This window comes from Streptomyces sp. NPDC058052 (assembly GCF_042885515.1).
GTDB lineage: Bacteria > Actinomycetota > Actinomycetes > Streptomycetales > Streptomycetaceae > Streptomyces.
Window position 1 is genome coordinate 95863 of sequence record NZ_JBHVRX010000002.1, and the last position, 14508, is coordinate 110370.

The window sequence follows — 14508 nt, forward strand, 5'->3', positions numbered from 1 at the left end:
GCGGTTGGGCCCGTCCGGGGCGCGGGGTCGACCGCGCGCCCCGGACGGGGGTTCAGCGGTCGATCACGCCCGTGCGGAGGGCGAGTTCGCGGACCTCCAGCAGGCGGTCCTTCGGCATCTCGACCTGTTCGACGGCGGCCTTGGTCTCGGTCGCCCGGCCGCCCTTCCAGATGATCGACCCGTTCTGCGCGGTGCGCAGGGACTCGGACTTCAGCCGGGGCCCCTGGATCACCAGCGAGAAGGTGTTGGTCGCCGAGGTGACCGAGTGCACCATGTGCTGGTCGATGGCGTACGAGGAGCCCTCGCCCTCGGTCCGGATGGTGCTGGGCACCAGCGGCTTGGGGTTCTCCCCCTGGAGCTGGGCCTTCACGTACTCCTCGGGGCCGTACAGGCGGTGGAGGTACTGGCCCTTCAGGATCCGGGTGTGGAAGGGCCAGCGGTGGCTGTGCGGGAAGTGCGTGCCCTGGTCGAAGCGGTGGAGCCGGATGCGGAGCATGCTGTCGGGGTCGTCGAAGAGGACGATCCGGTCGCCCCACCACTGACGCTCCGACAGACCCAGCAGCTGGGTGTCGTCCAGGGCGTTGTCGATCAGCTCGCGCAGGGCGCCCGGAGAGCCGATCGCGTGGGTCACCTGGCCGGCCACGTGCTCGGCCACCTCGATCCGCGACCAGTCGAGGCGCGTCAGCCGGGTCAAATTGCGGTCCATGTCTCCACTCTCCAAGTTCCGTCGGCCGGGGGCCGTTCAGACGACCGCGACCGAGTAGGTGCGGAGCACCCCGGCGGCCGCCGACGCGAGTTCTTCCCGGGTCACCCGCTCCGGGCGCCCGGCGGGGTCGCCGGCCCCATCGCCGTCGAGGGCCTCGACGGCGGCCCGGTACGACGCCAGCGGCACGTCGGACGCCTCGGCCGCGGCCCGGTCGGCCGCGGCGGTCCGGGCCGCCAGGAAGGCAGCCTCGCCGAGGCGGCCCGCGGCGGTCAGTTCCAGCAGCTCGCGGACGAGGGACTCCACGATGGCGACGTCCGCGGTGTCGAGGTCCAGCTCGACCTGGAACAGCCCGCAGTCCTGGTACCCCTCGTACGTGGCCTCCGGGGCGCAGTCGATGCCGACGTCGGTGTTCAGGGTCCGGCGGAGGGCGGAGCCCGCGCCGTCGCCGAGGAGTTCGGCCAGCACCCGCAGGGCGGCGACGGCGGCCCGGTCCGTCCTGGCCGCGGCGATGCCGCCGGCCGCCACCCGGGCGCGGGCGGCGCCCGCGGCGGAGCGCAGGTTGAGACCGCCGGTCGAGAAGACCTCCAGGGGCGGTGCCTCGCGCCCGTCGGGGCCGGCGGGAGCGGACTCCCCGGGCAGGGCCTTCTCCAGGATCTCCAGGACGGCGGACGCGCGTCCGTCCGGCGCCGCCACGACCACGACCGGGGTCCCGAGCTCCGGCACGTCCCCGTGGGGGGCGGTCGGGCCGGGCGTACCGCTGCGGCCGGAGGCCGTACGGGCCAGGGGGTGGTCGGCGAAGAGGAGTTCCCGCAGCATCGCGTGCGCCGCGCGGCGGGCGTCGGCCGGGTCCTCGCCGTGCGGGTCCCCGCCCTGCGGCCGGTCGCCCCCGGCGGCCGGCGCGGGGTCCGCCACGGCCGCCAGGAAGGCGGGCAGGCAGTCCTCGGCCGCGTCCAGCGGCATCCGGCACCGGAAGGCGAGCGTCTCGTGGCCGACGGCCGCCGCGGCCGCGGCGCCGCGGGAGGCGAGGAACGCCTCCAGGGTCGTACCGTCCGGGCCGGCGGTCGCGGTGAGGACGCCGCGGGAGAACGGGGCGAGCGCCGCGGCGGCGGCCTCGTCGTGGTCACGCAGGCCGGTCGGCAGGACGACCGTGACCGTCACGTCGTCCTTCGCGGGTATCACCAGGAACATGGATCACGCCTTCTCGTGTCGGATGCCGGTGCGCCGACCGGGTTCGCGTACCGGCGCGTCGATCAGGCCGGGCAGGAGGTCGAGCGACGCGATGACGTGGTCGGCGCCGGCCAGCCGGTCGGCCGGTGTCGTCGCGGCGAAGCCGACGACGCGCATCCCGGCGGCCCGGGCGGCCTCCACACCCAGCGGGCTGTCCTCCACCACGAGCGCCCGCGCGGGGTCGACGCCCATCCCGGCGGCCGCGTGCAGGAACAGATCGGGGGCGGGCTTGCCGGCCGCGACCTCGTCCGCGCTGAACACCCGGTCCCCCAGGAGCGGTGCCAGGCCGGTCACCCTCAGCGTCAGGTCGAGCCGTTCGCGGTGGGAGCTGGAGGCCACGCAGAAGCGCGTCCCCCGGGCGGCCAGCGACTCCAGGAGCGCGCGGGCACCCGCCATCGGCCTCAGCTCGGTGCGCAGCAGATCCATCAGGCGCCGCTGGAAGCGGTCCTGGAAGTCCTCGGGCAGCGGGAAGCCGGCCCGCTCCTCGGCCAGCCGGCGTACCCGGTCGAAGGTGCCCCCCATGTACGTCCGGATGCTCTCCTCCAGCGTGGTCGGCAGACCCGCCTCGGTGAGCATCTCGGCCAGCAGCTGGTTGGCCTGGCGCTCGGAGTCGACCAGCACGCCGTCGTTGTCGAAGACGATCAGTTCGACGGGGTTCACCGGAGGCTCGTCCGCCCGTCCGGGAGCGCGAACTCCAGGAGTTCCTCGATGTCGACCGCGCAGTCGCCGCACCCGGTGTTGGCCCCGGTGGCCTCGCGGAGCGCCGGCAGGTCGTGGTGGCCGAGGGCCACGGCCGCGAGGAGTTCCTTCTCGGTCACCTCCTGGCAGATGCAGACCGTGGGGTCGTCCGCGTCACGCATGCGACTCCTCCTCCGCCAGCGCGCGGAAGGCCAGGTCGAGGACCTCGGCCATCCGGTCCAGGTCGTCCGGGGTGATCACCAGCGGCGGGTGGATGTTGATCACGTCGGGGGCCATGCCCGTCGAGGCGACCAGCAGACCCAGGTCGGGGTGGACGGTGGCGCACAGCTGCCGCAGGCGCGGGGCGTGCGCGCCGCGGAGCACGATGCGCGCGGTGCCGCCCGTGGCGTCGACGCGGTCGACGAGCCCGGGGTGGGCCTCCGCGAGGGCGGTCAGCCGCTCGGCCATGCCTCCGGCCAGGGCGGCGACGTCCGCCTCGACGTCCTTCCACGCGTCCCAGCGGTCGAGGACCGTGTCGACGACGGCGAGGGCGTGCGGGATGCCGACGTACGTCGACGAGTGGCTGCCGGGCGGGTAGTGGGTGGCGTCGGCCAGCGGTTCGCGGGCCCACACCGCGCTCAGCGCCGCGCCGCCGTTGCTGAGCCCCTTGCTCGTCACGACCACGTCCGGCTCGACGCCCGACAGCTGGAAGCCCCAGCGCGGGCCCACCCGGTGCATGCCGGTGAAGATCTCGTCGGCGATGACCACGGCGCCCTGGCCGCGCGCGTGGGCGACGGCCGCCCGGAGCAGTTCGGGGTCGGGGACGACCATGCCGCCCACGTTCTGGACGGACTCGAAGATGAACGCCGACACCTTGCGGCCGAACCCCGCGCCGCCGACCCCGGACAGTTCGGAGCCCCAGCGCGTCACCGCGCTGACGCAGCCCGGTCCGCAGCGGCCGGAGACCGGGTCCACGTGCGGGCAGGTCCGGGCGTCGGGGCTGGGCAGCCGGACGACCTCCAGTCCCCAGGCGGCGAGCAGTTCGCGGTAGCGCGGGCTGGAGCTCAGCATGCTGGTCACGCCGGAGCGGCCGTGGAAGGCGCCCTCGAACACGACGACCGTGCCGGGGCCGTTGGCGCTGAAGGCGATGCGCAGGGCCGTCTCCATGCCCTGGGCTCCGCCGAGGTCCAGCTCGACGCGTCCGGGCGTGCCGAGGACGTCCGAGAAGAGGCGCTCCAGGCGCTCCAGGACGGACAGCCGCAGGGGCGACTCGCAGAACGACGGCAGCGCCGGCAGGTCGAGGCAGCGGCGGGCCGCCTCCTGCAGGATGGAGGCGTCGTAGCCCCAGGCCACCGTGCCGTTCGCGGCCTCGGCGTCCAGGTAGCGGCGGCCGTCGTCGGCCTCCAGGTAGCACCCGGAGCCCCGCACGAACCGGGGCACCACGGCCGACCGGTAGATCAGGTTCCCCGCGCCCGCGAACGGCGGGACCGCGGGCCCGCCCGTCACACTCGACAACTTGCGACCTCCTGCTCCGTGCGGAGCCGTTCGTCGGTGTCCGCCCGCCATGCCGCCGCCGAGGAGGTGGGCAGGATCGGGGCGACACCGTGTTCGTTGCAATCGATCCACTGGGTGGTCACGGTGACGACGTCCCAGCGGCCTGCGCCGTCGGGGAGGGCCGTCCCGCGCCGCAGCTCGGCGAGCCACTCGCCGATCTGCTCCGGGGTGCCGGCCCGCCGGGCCAGTTCGGCCCAGACGCCGGTGCTGCGGGAGAGCCGGCCCAGGGCCGCGTCGACGTCCAGGTCGTGGGCGGGGATCGCGGCGTGCACGACGTCCAGCAGGGCGTGCGCGGGATCGGCCGACCGCGCGCGCTCGGCGGCCCGGGGGGCGTCTCCCGCGAGCGCCTCGCGGCACCACTCCCAGCCCGCCTGGTACGAGAAGAGCTGGAGCTCGCGGACGACGTCCGCCGGGTCGTCCGCGGTGTGGATGAAGTTGAGCAGGCCGTTGACGCGTCCGATCCTGGTCCGCAGGTCCGCGTGGCGGGCCGCTTCCGGGTCGGCCGAGCCCTTCGCGGCGGTCAGGCGCACGCTGGCGGGCATCCCGGGCGGCCTGCGGACGTCGCGCAGCAGGACCAGCAGGGCGGGGCCGGAGCCGAGCAGGTGGTCGACCACGTCGATGCGCTGCTCGGAGGCCGCGTTGAACTGGTAGCGCCACAGCTCGCGGGTGAGCAGGGGGTCGAACCGGATCGTGGTGGCGGCGGCCGGCAGCCAGCCCTCGTCGCGCAGGATGCCGAGGATCAGCTCGCAGCGCCGGCCCGCGACGGCGTCCGGCTTCAGCACGACGAAGGTGAAGTCGTGGCTCCGGTGCAGCCCGGTCACGCCGGCGAAGCTGCGCAGCCCTTCCCGCAGGTAGGTGTCGTAGCGGTAGACCTCGCGCTTGGCGGGGTCCGCCGTCAGGGTGTCCAGCGCCGTCGCGGCCACGGCCGATCCGGGGGTCGCCGATGCGGTCCTCATCCGAGCCTCTTTCCGCCGAGGGCCGTGGGCCGGCCGTCGATCAGGACGGTCCGGCTGCCGTCCGCGTGGGTGTCCGCGCCCAGGGCCAGCCGGCCGGCCGCGAAGGCGCGCACGGTCCATTCCAGGCAGGGCCGGTCGCTGAGCGTCTTCTGCCGCAGCTCCTGCTCCCAGGCGTCGTCGGGCGTGGCCTGTCGGGTCTCGACGTCGACGGGCGGGCCCATGCAGAGCACCGCTCCGCCGTCCTGGGTGCCGTCGACCACGAAGCAGGACGTCCGGGTGGTGGTGTGGCCCTCCGCCATGGCGAGCCGTACCGGGTCCTTGCCGGTGAGCAGGCGTCCGCCGTCGGCGTCGAGCACCGAGAGGTCCGCCGGGTGCTGGTTGATCATGCGGCCGCGGAAGCGGTCCAGGAGGGCGCCCTCGATCCAGCGGTGGTACGCGAGCACGACGAGGTCCAGGGCGCCGTGCTCCGCCTCCCAGGCGGCGATGCGCGCGTCGAGTCCGTCGTGCCACTCCCGGGCGCGCCGGCGGTAGCGGAGGGCGTCCTCGGGCGTGGTGGCGCGGGAGGCGAGTCCGCAGTGCGCGTCGAAGTCGCCGGTCCAGGTCTCCACGCCGGCGTCCCTGGCGACGTCCAGGGCCTTGGCGGTGGTGCCGTGGGAGGCGACCAGGCAGACGTCGAAGGCGTCCGGCTCCCGGTCGCGCAGGTCCAGCAGGGTGCCCAGGTTCGCGCCGGTCGCGGAGACGAGGACGCCGATGCGCAGGGGCCCGGACGGCCGGTCCGGCCCGAGCGGGGTGGTCGCGTGGGGCGCGGCGTTCACGAGAGCGCTCCCGCGGCGGGGGCGAGGAGCTCCAGGGTGACGGAGCAGCCGGGCCGGTCGGGGTTGACCAGGTGCATGTGGCGGGCGTCCGGAACGACGTGCTCCACGGGTCCGAGGCCGGCCGTGCGCCAGTCGGCGAGCTGGAGGTCGGTGAGCGCGTCGGGGACGGCCTGGTCGCTGCCGGCGCGTACGACGGCCAGGGTGGCCACGTCCGCGCGGTCGGGGCGGGGGGTGGCCTCGGCGAGGGTGCCGCCGGAGGCGAGGTGCGGGCCCGCGAAGTGGGTCACGGCGCCGCCGCCGACGTCCAGGGAGACGGCGTGGTCGAGGTCGACCACGGGGGCCAGGAGCACGAGTCCGCGTCCGGCTCCCTGTCCGGCCGCCGCCGACATCGCGAGGTGCGCGCCGGCCGAGTGGCCGGCGAGCACCGCGTCGTCCCAGGCGGGGTCGTGCGCCGAGAGCGCCCCGAGCGCGAGCGCGGCGTCGTCGGCCGCGCCGGGCCAGCTGCCGCCGTCCCACACCGGCCGGTACTCGACCACGGCGACGGCGCGGTCACGGCGCACCAGCGCGACCGCCAGCGGTTCGAGGTCGCGGGCGATGCGGTCGTGGCGCCAGAAACCTCCGTGGAACAGCACGATCCGGGACCGCACCTGCTGGTCCCCCGGGCCGTACAGGTCGATGCGGTGCCAGGAGGACGGCCCGTAGCGCAGGACGCTCTCGACGATGCTCACAGCACTCCGATCGCTTCCAGCCGTGCGACCCAGTGCTCGAAACGCTCGTCGCTCATGCGGACTTCGGCACGGCGCTCGGCGGTCTCGTCGGCGGCGCCCTCGCGCCACCAGACGTGCCCGTCGTCCTTGCGGATCATGAAGGCGCGCCGCTTCTGCGCCGGGCTCTGGATCATCAGGGAGATGGTCTCGGGCTCGGTGATGGTGGTGTGCAGCTGCTCGTGGTGGAGCGTGATGCTGCGGCCGGCCGGCTCCTGGCGCACGAAGTAGGGCCAGAAGCGGGTGACGTCCGCGGTCTCGTCGAGCGGCTGGTCCGTGGCGTACAGCGTGTGCTCGTAGGCGCCGCTGAGGATGTACGCGGTGAAGCTGAAGCGGTGGTTGTGCACGCGCTCGTACTGGTCGGTGTTGGCCAGCCGCAGCCGGATCCGGAGGCCCTTCTCGGGGGCGTCCCAGATCACGATCTTGTCGTCGAGCGCGTGGCACTCGCACTTGTCGCGCAGTTCGGGGGTGCGGCGCACCCGGTCGACGAGGGTGCGCAGCAGGGCGCGGTCGTCGCCGATCCGGCGGGCGATGGCCTCGGTGACCTCGGCGGCCGCCTCCAGGTCGTCCCAGCGCACGGAGGGCAGGGAGTCCATGAAGGCGACGGCGGCGGCCTCGGTGACGTCGCTGTCGAGCGCGGTGGTGGTCGTCCCGGTGGTCACGTCGCTCGTCGTCCCGTTCGTCGCATCGGTCGTCGCGGTCATCAGAGGACCTCCATCCCCTGCAGGCGCTGGGTCAGCTCGTCGAAGTACGCCTTGCTGATGCGCTTGCTCGTCCGGCGCTCCGCCTTCTCCTTGTCCTCGCCGAAGCGCCACCAGACCTTGCCGGTCTCGCGCTCGGTGATGAGGGAGCGCTCCTTCTCGGCCGGCCCGCGGAGGAAGAGCGAGACCGTGTCGGGCGTGGTGTACGTGGTGTGGATCTCGCTGTGGTGGAGCGTGTAGCAGTTGCCCCGCATCTCGTTGGTGACGAACCGCGGTTCGACGCGCAGGTCGCTGTCGCGGGCGTCGAAGTCGTCCTGGACGTCGTCCGGGATGTCCTCCGGGCGGCCGACGAGCTGGTGGCGGACGTGGCGGTAGCCGCCGCGCATGATCAGCGACGTGAAGGAGAAGCGGTGGTCGTGCGGACGGTCCCGGTGGTCTTCGGTGGAGACGTGCACGCGGATGCGGAAGCCGCGGTCCAGGGCGTCGTAGATGACGAGCTTGTCGAGGAGGCGGTGGTGCTCACACTTGTCGAAGAGGTCCTCCTCCTCGCGGGACCGCTCCAGGAGCTCCCGCAGCGCGTCCTTGTCCTCCGACAGGGCGAGCAGGATCTCCTTGGTCTGGGCCCGTGCCTTCTGGAGGTCCGACCAGTCCACCGTGAGGCGGTCAAGTGCGTCCAGCATGTTGTACTCCCTCTTGCGTCCACGTTCGGGGTGGGATGGTGGGCGGGCTTCCGGCCGGCCCCGGTCAGCCGGTGGTGGTGCCCACTCCCGCCGGCAGTTCGGTCTCGGCTCCGGTGCCGAAGGCGCGGTGGGCCGTACCGGCCACCAGCTGCCACAGCGGCTCGTCCGTGACCCCCATGCCTCGCGCGTTGCGCATCTGGCGCGCCAGCGGCTGCGAGCCCGCGGCGACGATCCCGCCGTCCTGGTACCAGAGGCCGTTGTCGTCGGTCTGGTGGAGGGCCTGGCCACCGATCCGCGCGGAGTCGCAGCGGTCGGTCATCATCATGGAGTTGCGGAACCCCATGAGTTCGACGGCCCTGCTCGCGATCTCCAGGTCGACGTGCTCGCCGTCGAAGTTGATGCAGGCCGCGATCCGGCCGGCCGCCGCCTCCTGCATGATCGCGGCGGGGACGGGCCCGGCGATGGTGTCCATGTCGGCCAGCGTCCAGCCCGGGAGGTCGTACGCGGCGATGGTGCTCTCGCGCTTCGCGCGGGCGGCGGAGGTCCGGAAGGCGTGCCGGATGTTCAGCGGCATGTCGTTGAAGAGGTGGTCGGTGATGACCCGGGTGCCCGAGCCGTTGAACTCGCTCTCCCACGCGAGGTCCACGATGTCGTGGACCAGCTCGGCCGCGCCCTTGGGCTCGTCCCGGGTGAAGTGGCCCAGGGCGGGCCTGACCCCGTGCGCCATGAGCAGCGGCACGATCCAGTCGAAGCGGGGGTGCCGGTCGTCGAGGTTGTCGTGGAGTCCGGACGCGCTGGTGAAGGCGTCCGGGCTCACCACGGTGTAGACCAGGCCGAGGTCGCCGAGGACCGCGAGCCGCTCCCACTCGTGGCGGGTCGGCGCCCACACGGTGGTGGCGGGCGTGCCGCCGTGGCTGGCCAGCAGCGGGCCCTCCAGCGCGATGCCCACGATGTGGGGGATCCGGCCGGCCGTCCGCATGGCGTGGTAGCGCCGCATGAACTGCTCGAACTCGCCCAGCTTCGACCGCCGGAGGTAGAGCGTGGGGATGCAGGCGACGTTCTCCTCGGCGCACTTCCTGTCGAGCAGGAGGAGGTCGAGTGCCCCGAACTCCGAGAAGTCCACCTCGCCGAAGCCGTGACAGTGCACCTCGACCGGGAGTCCCAGCGCCTCCTGCGGCTCTTCCACAATTGCGTTGCCCATTGCAGCTTCTTTCTCTGTTACGCAACGATCCCGTGGCGGCGGAGCTCGTCCGCCGCTTCCGGGTCGTCGAATGCACCGAGTCCTTCGAAGTACCTGACGGTCTGCCGCGACGTGGCGGCCAGGTGCGCTCCCACCGCTTCCGGTGTGTACGTCTCCGCGATCACCCGCTCCGCCTCGTCGCGGCTCAGTCCGTACCCGTCGAGCTCGTGCCGGACGGCCGGCAGGTCGGGACGGAGGAACGCCTCGATCAGCCGCGGGACCAGCAGCCCCGCCGTGCGCCGCTCCGACGGGGACAGCTGTCCCCACAGGTGGCGCAGGAAGACGGCGAAGTAGGCGTGGTGCCGTCCTTCGTCCGAGGCGTGGTCGCGGACGGTGCTGCGGACCGCGGCGACGACGTCGGACCGCTCGGGCACCTCGGCGAGGCTCGCGGAGATGAGCGTCTCCGAGACGATGACGAAGAGCAGCTCCGCCAGCGCCCGGTCCTGGGAGGGGAGTTCCTCCTGGATGGCCCGCAGCCGGGCCAGGAAGTACGGCTCCTCGGGCAGCCGGGGGGTGATCCGGGTCCGCTGCCGCACCTGCCGGGCCAGGTCGACGGAGAAGAGCGTGTGGTACGCCTCGTCGCAGTAGATCTTGTAGGCGTCGAACCGCATCTCCTCCGGGAGTTCCACCCCGACGGAGCCCTGGGCGATGCCGAGGACGGTCCGGTTGACCACCACGTACTCCAGGCGCGCGGTGAAGTCGAGGTAGCGGTAGAGGTGCTGGACGAGCACTTCCTCGAAGCGGCCCTCCGGCAGTCCCTTCACCAGCGGGTGCTGGGCGATGGGGACGAGGTCGGGCGAGAAGTAGTAGCGCTCCTTCTCGTCGCTCTCCAGCATCCGGCGTGGTGCCTGCCGTACGGCGGCGCGCTCGTACCAGCTCCCGAACGGGCTGCGGTACTCGGCCTCCGGGGTCTCCGGGGAGCCGGGCCGTGTCCCTGTCTCCTCGGGCGACCCGGGCGTCCGGCCCGGGCGCGCGAGGAGCTGCTTGGGACAGTAGGACAGCGCTGTGCAGCCGACGAACATGCCCACGATGCCGCACATGGCTACTCGACCATGCCGTTGCCGGCGAGCTCGGTCAGCAGTTCCAGGGTGTCGGCGACCGCCTCGTCCGCGGAGATGTCGTACGTGGCGGCCACCTTCTCGCCGATCTGGCGCACGGTGGCGGTGCCGTCGACCTGCTTGAAGATGAACTCGGCGACCTCGTCGAGCTCGAAGGCCAGCGAGGCGTTGGCGACGAAGAGCTTGCCGCGGAACTTGCGCACGCGGGCCTCGAGCTTGCGGCGCGGCACGGTCTCGGGGACGAAGGACTGGGGGGTCGACATCAGATCTCCACCTCGATCGAAAGGTCCTTGCACAGCTTCACGACCCGCCGGACCCACTCGGCCGGGTCGGCCTCGTCGTAGTCGGCCATGGTCTCCAGGGCCCAGAAGGTCTTGAAGGGCAGTACGTCGAGGTCGGCTTCCTTGACCCGGCGGGCGCGCCACTTCGGGGTGCGCGAGCCGTAGTTGCCGGAGCCTTCGAGCACGGCGTCGGTCGCGTGGCCGAGTGCCTTGCGGGCCGCCATCACGGCGCTCACGAGGTCGCCGACGTCCAGCATGCCGAGGGCGTCCTCCACGTTGCCGTCCGCCTCCGCGAGCGACCTGGTGGTGACGAACGCCTTGTACGCCGTGTCGTCGAGCTCCGCCCGGCGCCGCTGCACCCAGTCCTCGCCGAGCAGCGGCATGCCCGTGGAGATCCGCTCCAGGAACAGCTCCTCGGTGTCGACCATGACCTTGAGGGAGGAGACGCCGGCGTCGAACTCGGACCAGGAGACCTTGGCGAGCATCTGGTCGACCTGGGAGTCCAGCCAGTACGCGACCTCCCAGCGACGGTCCTCGAACGGGAAGTCGAAGGTGCTGATCGTCTCGTGGGCGAGCGGGACGGGCACTGTGCGGGCGCCCTCGATCCCGGGGACCGTGCGGGACACCAGGTAGAAGTCGAAGTCACTGCTGGGGTTCGCCCAGCCGCGGGCGACCGAGCCGACGTTGAACACGGCCAGGGTGTCGTCGGGCACGAGGCCCCGGCGCCGCAGCTCGTCGATGCAGCCACTCAGATCGAGCTTCATGACCAGCCCCTGTCGTCGTCCTCGCGCTGCAGCTCCAGCACGATCGTCGGAATGTTGTTGAGCACGTGCGCCAGCAGGGCGGGGTAGATGGAGCCCGAGGCAACCGTCAGAAGGAGCAGGACGGCGGCGGCGCTGATCTCGACGAGGGTCGACCGGGTCGTACCGCGCCGGTTGGTGCCCGGCTGGATGTGGTGGCGTGCCACGAAGGCGATGGCGCCGAGCAGACCCAGCGGGGTCGTCGCTCCGACGAGCAGCACGGGGGCGCGGAAGAGCGCCTCCTCGCCGACGGGGCAGATCGCGCTGGCGAAGGCGCGGGCCGAGCCGTGCGCCCGGGGGGTCGGCCCGAAGACGAAGGCCAGTTCGCCCGAGAGCAGCGACTTCATGCGCATGTTGCTGAGGGAGACGAGCCCGACGGTCGTGGCGACGGCGATCAGGAACCACCACCAGTCGGCGCCCTGGGTCAGCCACTCGGGGCGGTCGACGGCGACGAGGACGAGCGCGCCGAGCGGGGCGATGAGGCCCACGAGCGTCTCGGCCCAGAAGCTGATCCCGCTGCGCATCGTCCGGGGGACCCGCCAGGGCAGGATCATCAGGGCGGTCTCGATCACCAGCAGGCCGGCGAGGACGCGGGTGGTCGTGGAGCCGAAGCTCCACAGGCCGATGGCGAAGGCGGCGACGCAGGAGATCGCGATGACCCGCCGGGAGTCGAACACGTAGCCGGCGCGGTCGAAGGAGGAGGCGTAGGGCCGCTTGGCCCCGGCCGTCTCCGTGGACGTGTCGTTCTCCGGGCCGGTCTGGATGACGTCTGCCATCACTGCACCTCCGACGCGCTCGTGAGGATGCCCAGTTCGAGGGCGTCGGCGATCAACGGCTCCACGGTCTCCCGGGGGTGGCCGAGGGTTTCGAGTACCTTGTCCAGGCTCCGTACGCCGTCCAGGGCGCGGAGCAGGCCCAGCCATTCGGGGGTGTCCGTCTCGTCGACGACGAACTCCACCGTGCCGTTGACGATCACGAACCACGTCGTGGTGTCGTCCGGCGAGTGCAGCAGCATGACGCTGTCGTCGAGGGCGAGGACGTCCTCGAAGTCGACCGGCGGGCGGCGCAGGACGGCGGCCTCGATCTCCTCGGCCTGGGCGTCCCAGTCGGTCACGCGGACGGAGGCCGGGACGGGTGCCTTGGTGGCCTGCGCGAGCGGGCCCGGGAGGTCGGCGGTGAGCTGTTCCATGAGGCCGAGGTTGACGACGCGGAGCAGGAACTCCACGTGGCCGGCGGTCGGGTCCTGCTCCAGCCCGCGCAGCGTGGCCCTGATGTTGTCGGCGTCCAGGTACTGCCGGGCTCCGGGGCCGCTGAGCGCCTCGTCGAGCAGCCGGTCGCCCTGCTGCGCGAGCATCCGGGTGAAGGTGCGGTAGGTGTGCTGGACGCCGTCCCCGTAGAAGAAGGGGATCTTCGGCCGGGCGATCGCCTCTTCGGGGAGGACGCCGACCATGGCGCGGCGCAGGATCTGCTTGTCCCAGATGAGGCTGGGGCGCAGCTGCTCGGGGACGGCGGCGATGAGTTCGACCAGGCGGTGGTCGAGGAACGGGACGCGGGCCTCGATGCCGTTACCGGCGGCCGAGCGGTCCTCGTGCCAGCAGTTGTACTGCTGCACGTCGCGGTACTTCCAGCGGTACAGCATCTCGTACGGGTCGCGCCGGTCGCCGCCCGCGGCCTCGCGCAGGGCGGAGGGCCGGACGAGGGGCAGGTCGGACTGGTCCCACCAGGCGCCGAGGTCGGGCCTGCGCTGCTGGTCGCTGCGGATCCCCATCCGGTTCACGTTCGCGACGAAGTCGGACCAGTCCCCGCCGCCGGCGAAGGACATCGAGTAGCCGCCGTTGAACTCGTCCGCTCCACCGCCGAGGAGCATCGCCTTGATCTCGGGCGCGTGGGCTCCGACGTAGCGGTACATCTCGTACTTGTAGAACGACTCGGGTCCCGCGAGCGGTGTCTCCAGAAGCCAGAGGAACTGCTTCCATTCCTCGACTCCGGGCACGGCCGACGTATCGAAGAGGATCTGGTCGTTCCTCAATCCGAGCCAGCCGGCGATGCGATGTCCGTATTCAGCATCGGCATTACCGAAAGTGCTGCCATTCAATGCGGTGAATGAACGCGGCTTCACACTCGAAAGAGCACCGACCGCGGCCGAATCGATTCCTCCGCTGAGGAAAAGGCCGATCTCCACATCGGCCATTCCGCATTCTTCGACCGAAGCGGCGAGGGTCTCTCCGTAAGAACGGATGAGGTCGGTCTCGGAGCCGGTGGACGCCCCGTCGAAGTCCGGGAAGTCCCAGTAGCGGTGGGTGTGCGTCTCGCCGCTGCCCAGGTCGAAGGTGACGATGCACCCGGCCGGCGCGAGCTCGATTTCCTCGTACCAGGTGCGGGGCGCGCTGTCGTCGAAGACCATGGCGCCGGTCATCAGCTGGTCGGACAGGGCGCCGGCCCAGTCGATCCGGCGCGGCGTGGCCGCGTCCTGGAAGAGCGCCTTGATCTCCGAGGAGAAGACGATGCGCTGGTCGTCGCGGTGGTAGAACAGCGGCTTGATGCCGAACCGGTCCCTGGCGAACACCAGGCGGTTGCGGTCCCGGTCCCACAGGATCAGGGAGAACATGCCGCGGACGCGGTCCAGGAAGTTCAGGCCGTCGCGGCGGTAGAGATGGAGCAGGACCTCGCAGTCGGATCCGGTCCTGAGCCGGGTGCCCTGCGGCAGTCCCGCGGCGAGCTCCCGGTGGTTGTAGATCTCCCCGTTGGCGATCAGTACGAGGGATCCGTCGTCGGTGCTGAGCGGCTGGCCTCCCCCGACCGGATCCACGAGGGAGAGCCGGACGAAGCCCAGACCCACGGGTCCGGACCGGTGGAACGCCTCGGCGTCGGGCCCGCGGTGCGCGACCACGCCGGCCATGCGCCGGAGCAGATCGTCCGCCTCACCGCCGAGCGAGCCGCCTCCGAACACGGCAACTCCGGCCAAACCGCACATAGGACTCCCACCCGCACTAGCAATTTTCGATCATGGAGACGATGCTGCGGACGTGCCGCACCCCTAGGGGTGCG

16 protein-coding genes are annotated in these 14508 nt (G+C 72.2%); all 16 read right to left on the reverse strand.

The window, feature by feature from the left end:
- Window positions 1–52 precede the first annotated feature (52 nt).
- The 16 genes from ACFVU3_RS03015 to asnB all read right to left on the reverse strand — a co-directional run bounded on the left by ACFVU3_RS03015 (window position 53) and on the right by asnB (window position 14425).
- Complete coding sequence (locus ACFVU3_RS03015) at window positions 53–706, reverse strand: hypothetical protein (RefSeq protein WP_390063142.1); 654 nt, start codon at window positions 704–706, stop codon at window positions 53–55.
- A gap of 36 nt (window positions 707–742) precedes the next feature.
- Window positions 743–1894 (reverse strand): insulinase family protein, encoded by a 1152-nt coding sequence (locus tag ACFVU3_RS03020; RefSeq protein WP_390063143.1) that lies wholly within the window; start codon window positions 1892–1894, stop codon window positions 743–745.
- 3 nt (window positions 1895–1897) lie between these two features.
- A complete protein-coding gene (locus ACFVU3_RS03025) occupies window positions 1898–2593 on the reverse strand; it encodes an HAD family hydrolase (RefSeq protein WP_390063144.1) in 696 nt (231 codons plus the stop codon).
- Window positions 2590–2793, reverse strand: a complete 204-nt coding sequence (locus ACFVU3_RS03030) for a (2Fe-2S)-binding protein (RefSeq protein WP_390063145.1) — start codon at window positions 2791–2793, stop codon at window positions 2590–2592. The genes ACFVU3_RS03025 and ACFVU3_RS03030 overlap by 4 nt, the downstream gene beginning before the upstream one ends.
- A complete protein-coding gene (locus tag ACFVU3_RS03035; protein WP_390063651.1) occupies window positions 2786–4117 on the reverse strand; it encodes an aminotransferase class III-fold pyridoxal phosphate-dependent enzyme in 1332 nt (443 codons plus the stop codon). The genes ACFVU3_RS03030 and ACFVU3_RS03035 overlap by 8 nt, the downstream gene beginning before the upstream one ends.
- Window positions 4114–5121, reverse strand: coding sequence for a nucleoside-diphosphate kinase (locus tag ACFVU3_RS03040; RefSeq protein ID WP_390063147.1), 1008 nt, complete (start codon window positions 5119–5121; stop codon window positions 4114–4116). Before ACFVU3_RS03040 ends, ACFVU3_RS03035 begins: the two co-directional genes overlap by 4 nt.
- Window positions 5118–5936 (reverse strand): formyltransferase family protein, encoded by an 819-nt coding sequence (locus ACFVU3_RS03045; RefSeq protein ID WP_390063149.1) that lies wholly within the window; start codon window positions 5934–5936, stop codon window positions 5118–5120. Before ACFVU3_RS03045 ends, ACFVU3_RS03040 begins: the two co-directional genes overlap by 4 nt.
- Window positions 5933–6664: an alpha/beta hydrolase fold domain-containing protein gene (locus tag ACFVU3_RS03050; protein WP_390063150.1), complete on the reverse strand. Its 732-nt coding sequence runs from the start codon at window positions 6662–6664 to the stop codon at window positions 5933–5935. The genes ACFVU3_RS03045 and ACFVU3_RS03050 overlap by 4 nt, the downstream gene beginning before the upstream one ends.
- A complete protein-coding gene (locus ACFVU3_RS03055; protein ID WP_390063152.1) occupies window positions 6661–7404 on the reverse strand; it encodes a hypothetical protein in 744 nt (247 codons plus the stop codon). The genes ACFVU3_RS03050 and ACFVU3_RS03055 overlap by 4 nt, the downstream gene beginning before the upstream one ends.
- The gene (locus tag ACFVU3_RS03060; RefSeq protein ID WP_390063153.1) at window positions 7404–8081 is read right to left on the reverse strand and encodes a hypothetical protein; all 678 of its coding nucleotides are present in this window, start codon (window positions 8079–8081) and stop codon (window positions 7404–7406) included. Before ACFVU3_RS03060 ends, ACFVU3_RS03055 begins: the two co-directional genes overlap by 1 nt.
- A 64-nt stretch (window positions 8082–8145) precedes the next feature.
- Window positions 8146–9282: a hypothetical protein gene (locus ACFVU3_RS03065; protein ID WP_390063154.1), complete on the reverse strand. Its 1137-nt coding sequence runs from the start codon at window positions 9280–9282 to the stop codon at window positions 8146–8148.
- A 17-nt stretch (window positions 9283–9299) separates the two neighbouring features.
- Window positions 9300–10361, reverse strand: coding sequence for a diiron oxygenase (locus tag ACFVU3_RS03070; protein WP_390063156.1), 1062 nt, complete (start codon window positions 10359–10361; stop codon window positions 9300–9302).
- A 2-nt stretch (window positions 10362–10363) separates the two neighbouring features.
- Window positions 10364–10642, reverse strand: a complete 279-nt coding sequence (locus ACFVU3_RS03075) for a PqqD family protein (RefSeq protein WP_390063158.1) — start codon at window positions 10640–10642, stop codon at window positions 10364–10366.
- A complete protein-coding gene (locus ACFVU3_RS03080; protein ID WP_390063159.1) occupies window positions 10642–11424 on the reverse strand; it encodes a hypothetical protein in 783 nt (260 codons plus the stop codon). The genes ACFVU3_RS03075 and ACFVU3_RS03080 overlap by 1 nt, the downstream gene beginning before the upstream one ends.
- Window positions 11421–12236, reverse strand: coding sequence for a type II CAAX prenyl endopeptidase Rce1 family protein (locus ACFVU3_RS03085; protein WP_390063161.1), 816 nt, complete (start codon window positions 12234–12236; stop codon window positions 11421–11423). The genes ACFVU3_RS03080 and ACFVU3_RS03085 overlap by 4 nt, the downstream gene beginning before the upstream one ends.
- Window positions 12236–14425 carry an asparagine synthase (glutamine-hydrolyzing) gene (asnB, locus tag ACFVU3_RS03090; RefSeq protein WP_390063163.1) on the reverse strand — a complete coding sequence of 730 codons (2190 nt, stop codon included), beginning with the start codon at window positions 14423–14425 and terminating at the stop codon, window positions 12236–12238. Before asnB ends, ACFVU3_RS03085 begins: the two co-directional genes overlap by 1 nt.
- Window positions 14426–14508 lie beyond the last annotated feature (83 nt).

Excerpts from the sequence above, each read along its gene's own strand:
- ACFVU3_RS03015 (WP_390063142.1), bottom strand. The coding sequence starts at position 706 with ATGGACCGCAATTTGACCCGGCTGACGCGCCTCGACTGGTCGCGGATC.
- ACFVU3_RS03020 (WP_390063143.1), bottom strand. The coding sequence starts at position 1,894 with ATGTTCCTGGTGATACCCGCGAAGGACGACGTGACGGTCACGGTCGTC.
- ACFVU3_RS03030 (WP_390063145.1), bottom strand. The coding sequence starts at position 2,793 with ATGCGTGACGCGGACGACCCCACGGTCTGCATCTGCCAGGAGGTGACC.
- ACFVU3_RS03040 (WP_390063147.1), bottom strand. The coding sequence starts at position 5,121 with ATGAGGACCGCATCGGCGACCCCCGGATCGGCCGTGGCCGCGACGGCG.
- ACFVU3_RS03055 (WP_390063152.1), bottom strand. The coding sequence starts at position 7,404 with ATGACCGCGACGACCGATGCGACGAACGGGACGACGAGCGACGTGACC.
- ACFVU3_RS03060 (WP_390063153.1), bottom strand. The coding sequence starts at position 8,081 with ATGCTGGACGCACTTGACCGCCTCACGGTGGACTGGTCGGACCTCCAG.
- ACFVU3_RS03065 (WP_390063154.1), bottom strand. The coding sequence starts at position 9,282 with ATGGGCAACGCAATTGTGGAAGAGCCGCAGGAGGCGCTGGGACTCCCG.
- ACFVU3_RS03070 (WP_390063156.1), bottom strand. The coding sequence starts at position 10,361 with ATGTGCGGCATCGTGGGCATGTTCGTCGGCTGCACAGCGCTGTCCTAC.
- ACFVU3_RS03075 (WP_390063158.1), bottom strand. The coding sequence starts at position 10,642 with ATGTCGACCCCCCAGTCCTTCGTCCCCGAGACCGTGCCGCGCCGCAAG.
- ACFVU3_RS03080 (WP_390063159.1), bottom strand. The coding sequence starts at position 11,424 with ATGAAGCTCGATCTGAGTGGCTGCATCGACGAGCTGCGGCGCCGGGGC.
- ACFVU3_RS03085 (WP_390063161.1), bottom strand. The coding sequence starts at position 12,236 with ATGGCAGACGTCATCCAGACCGGCCCGGAGAACGACACGTCCACGGAG.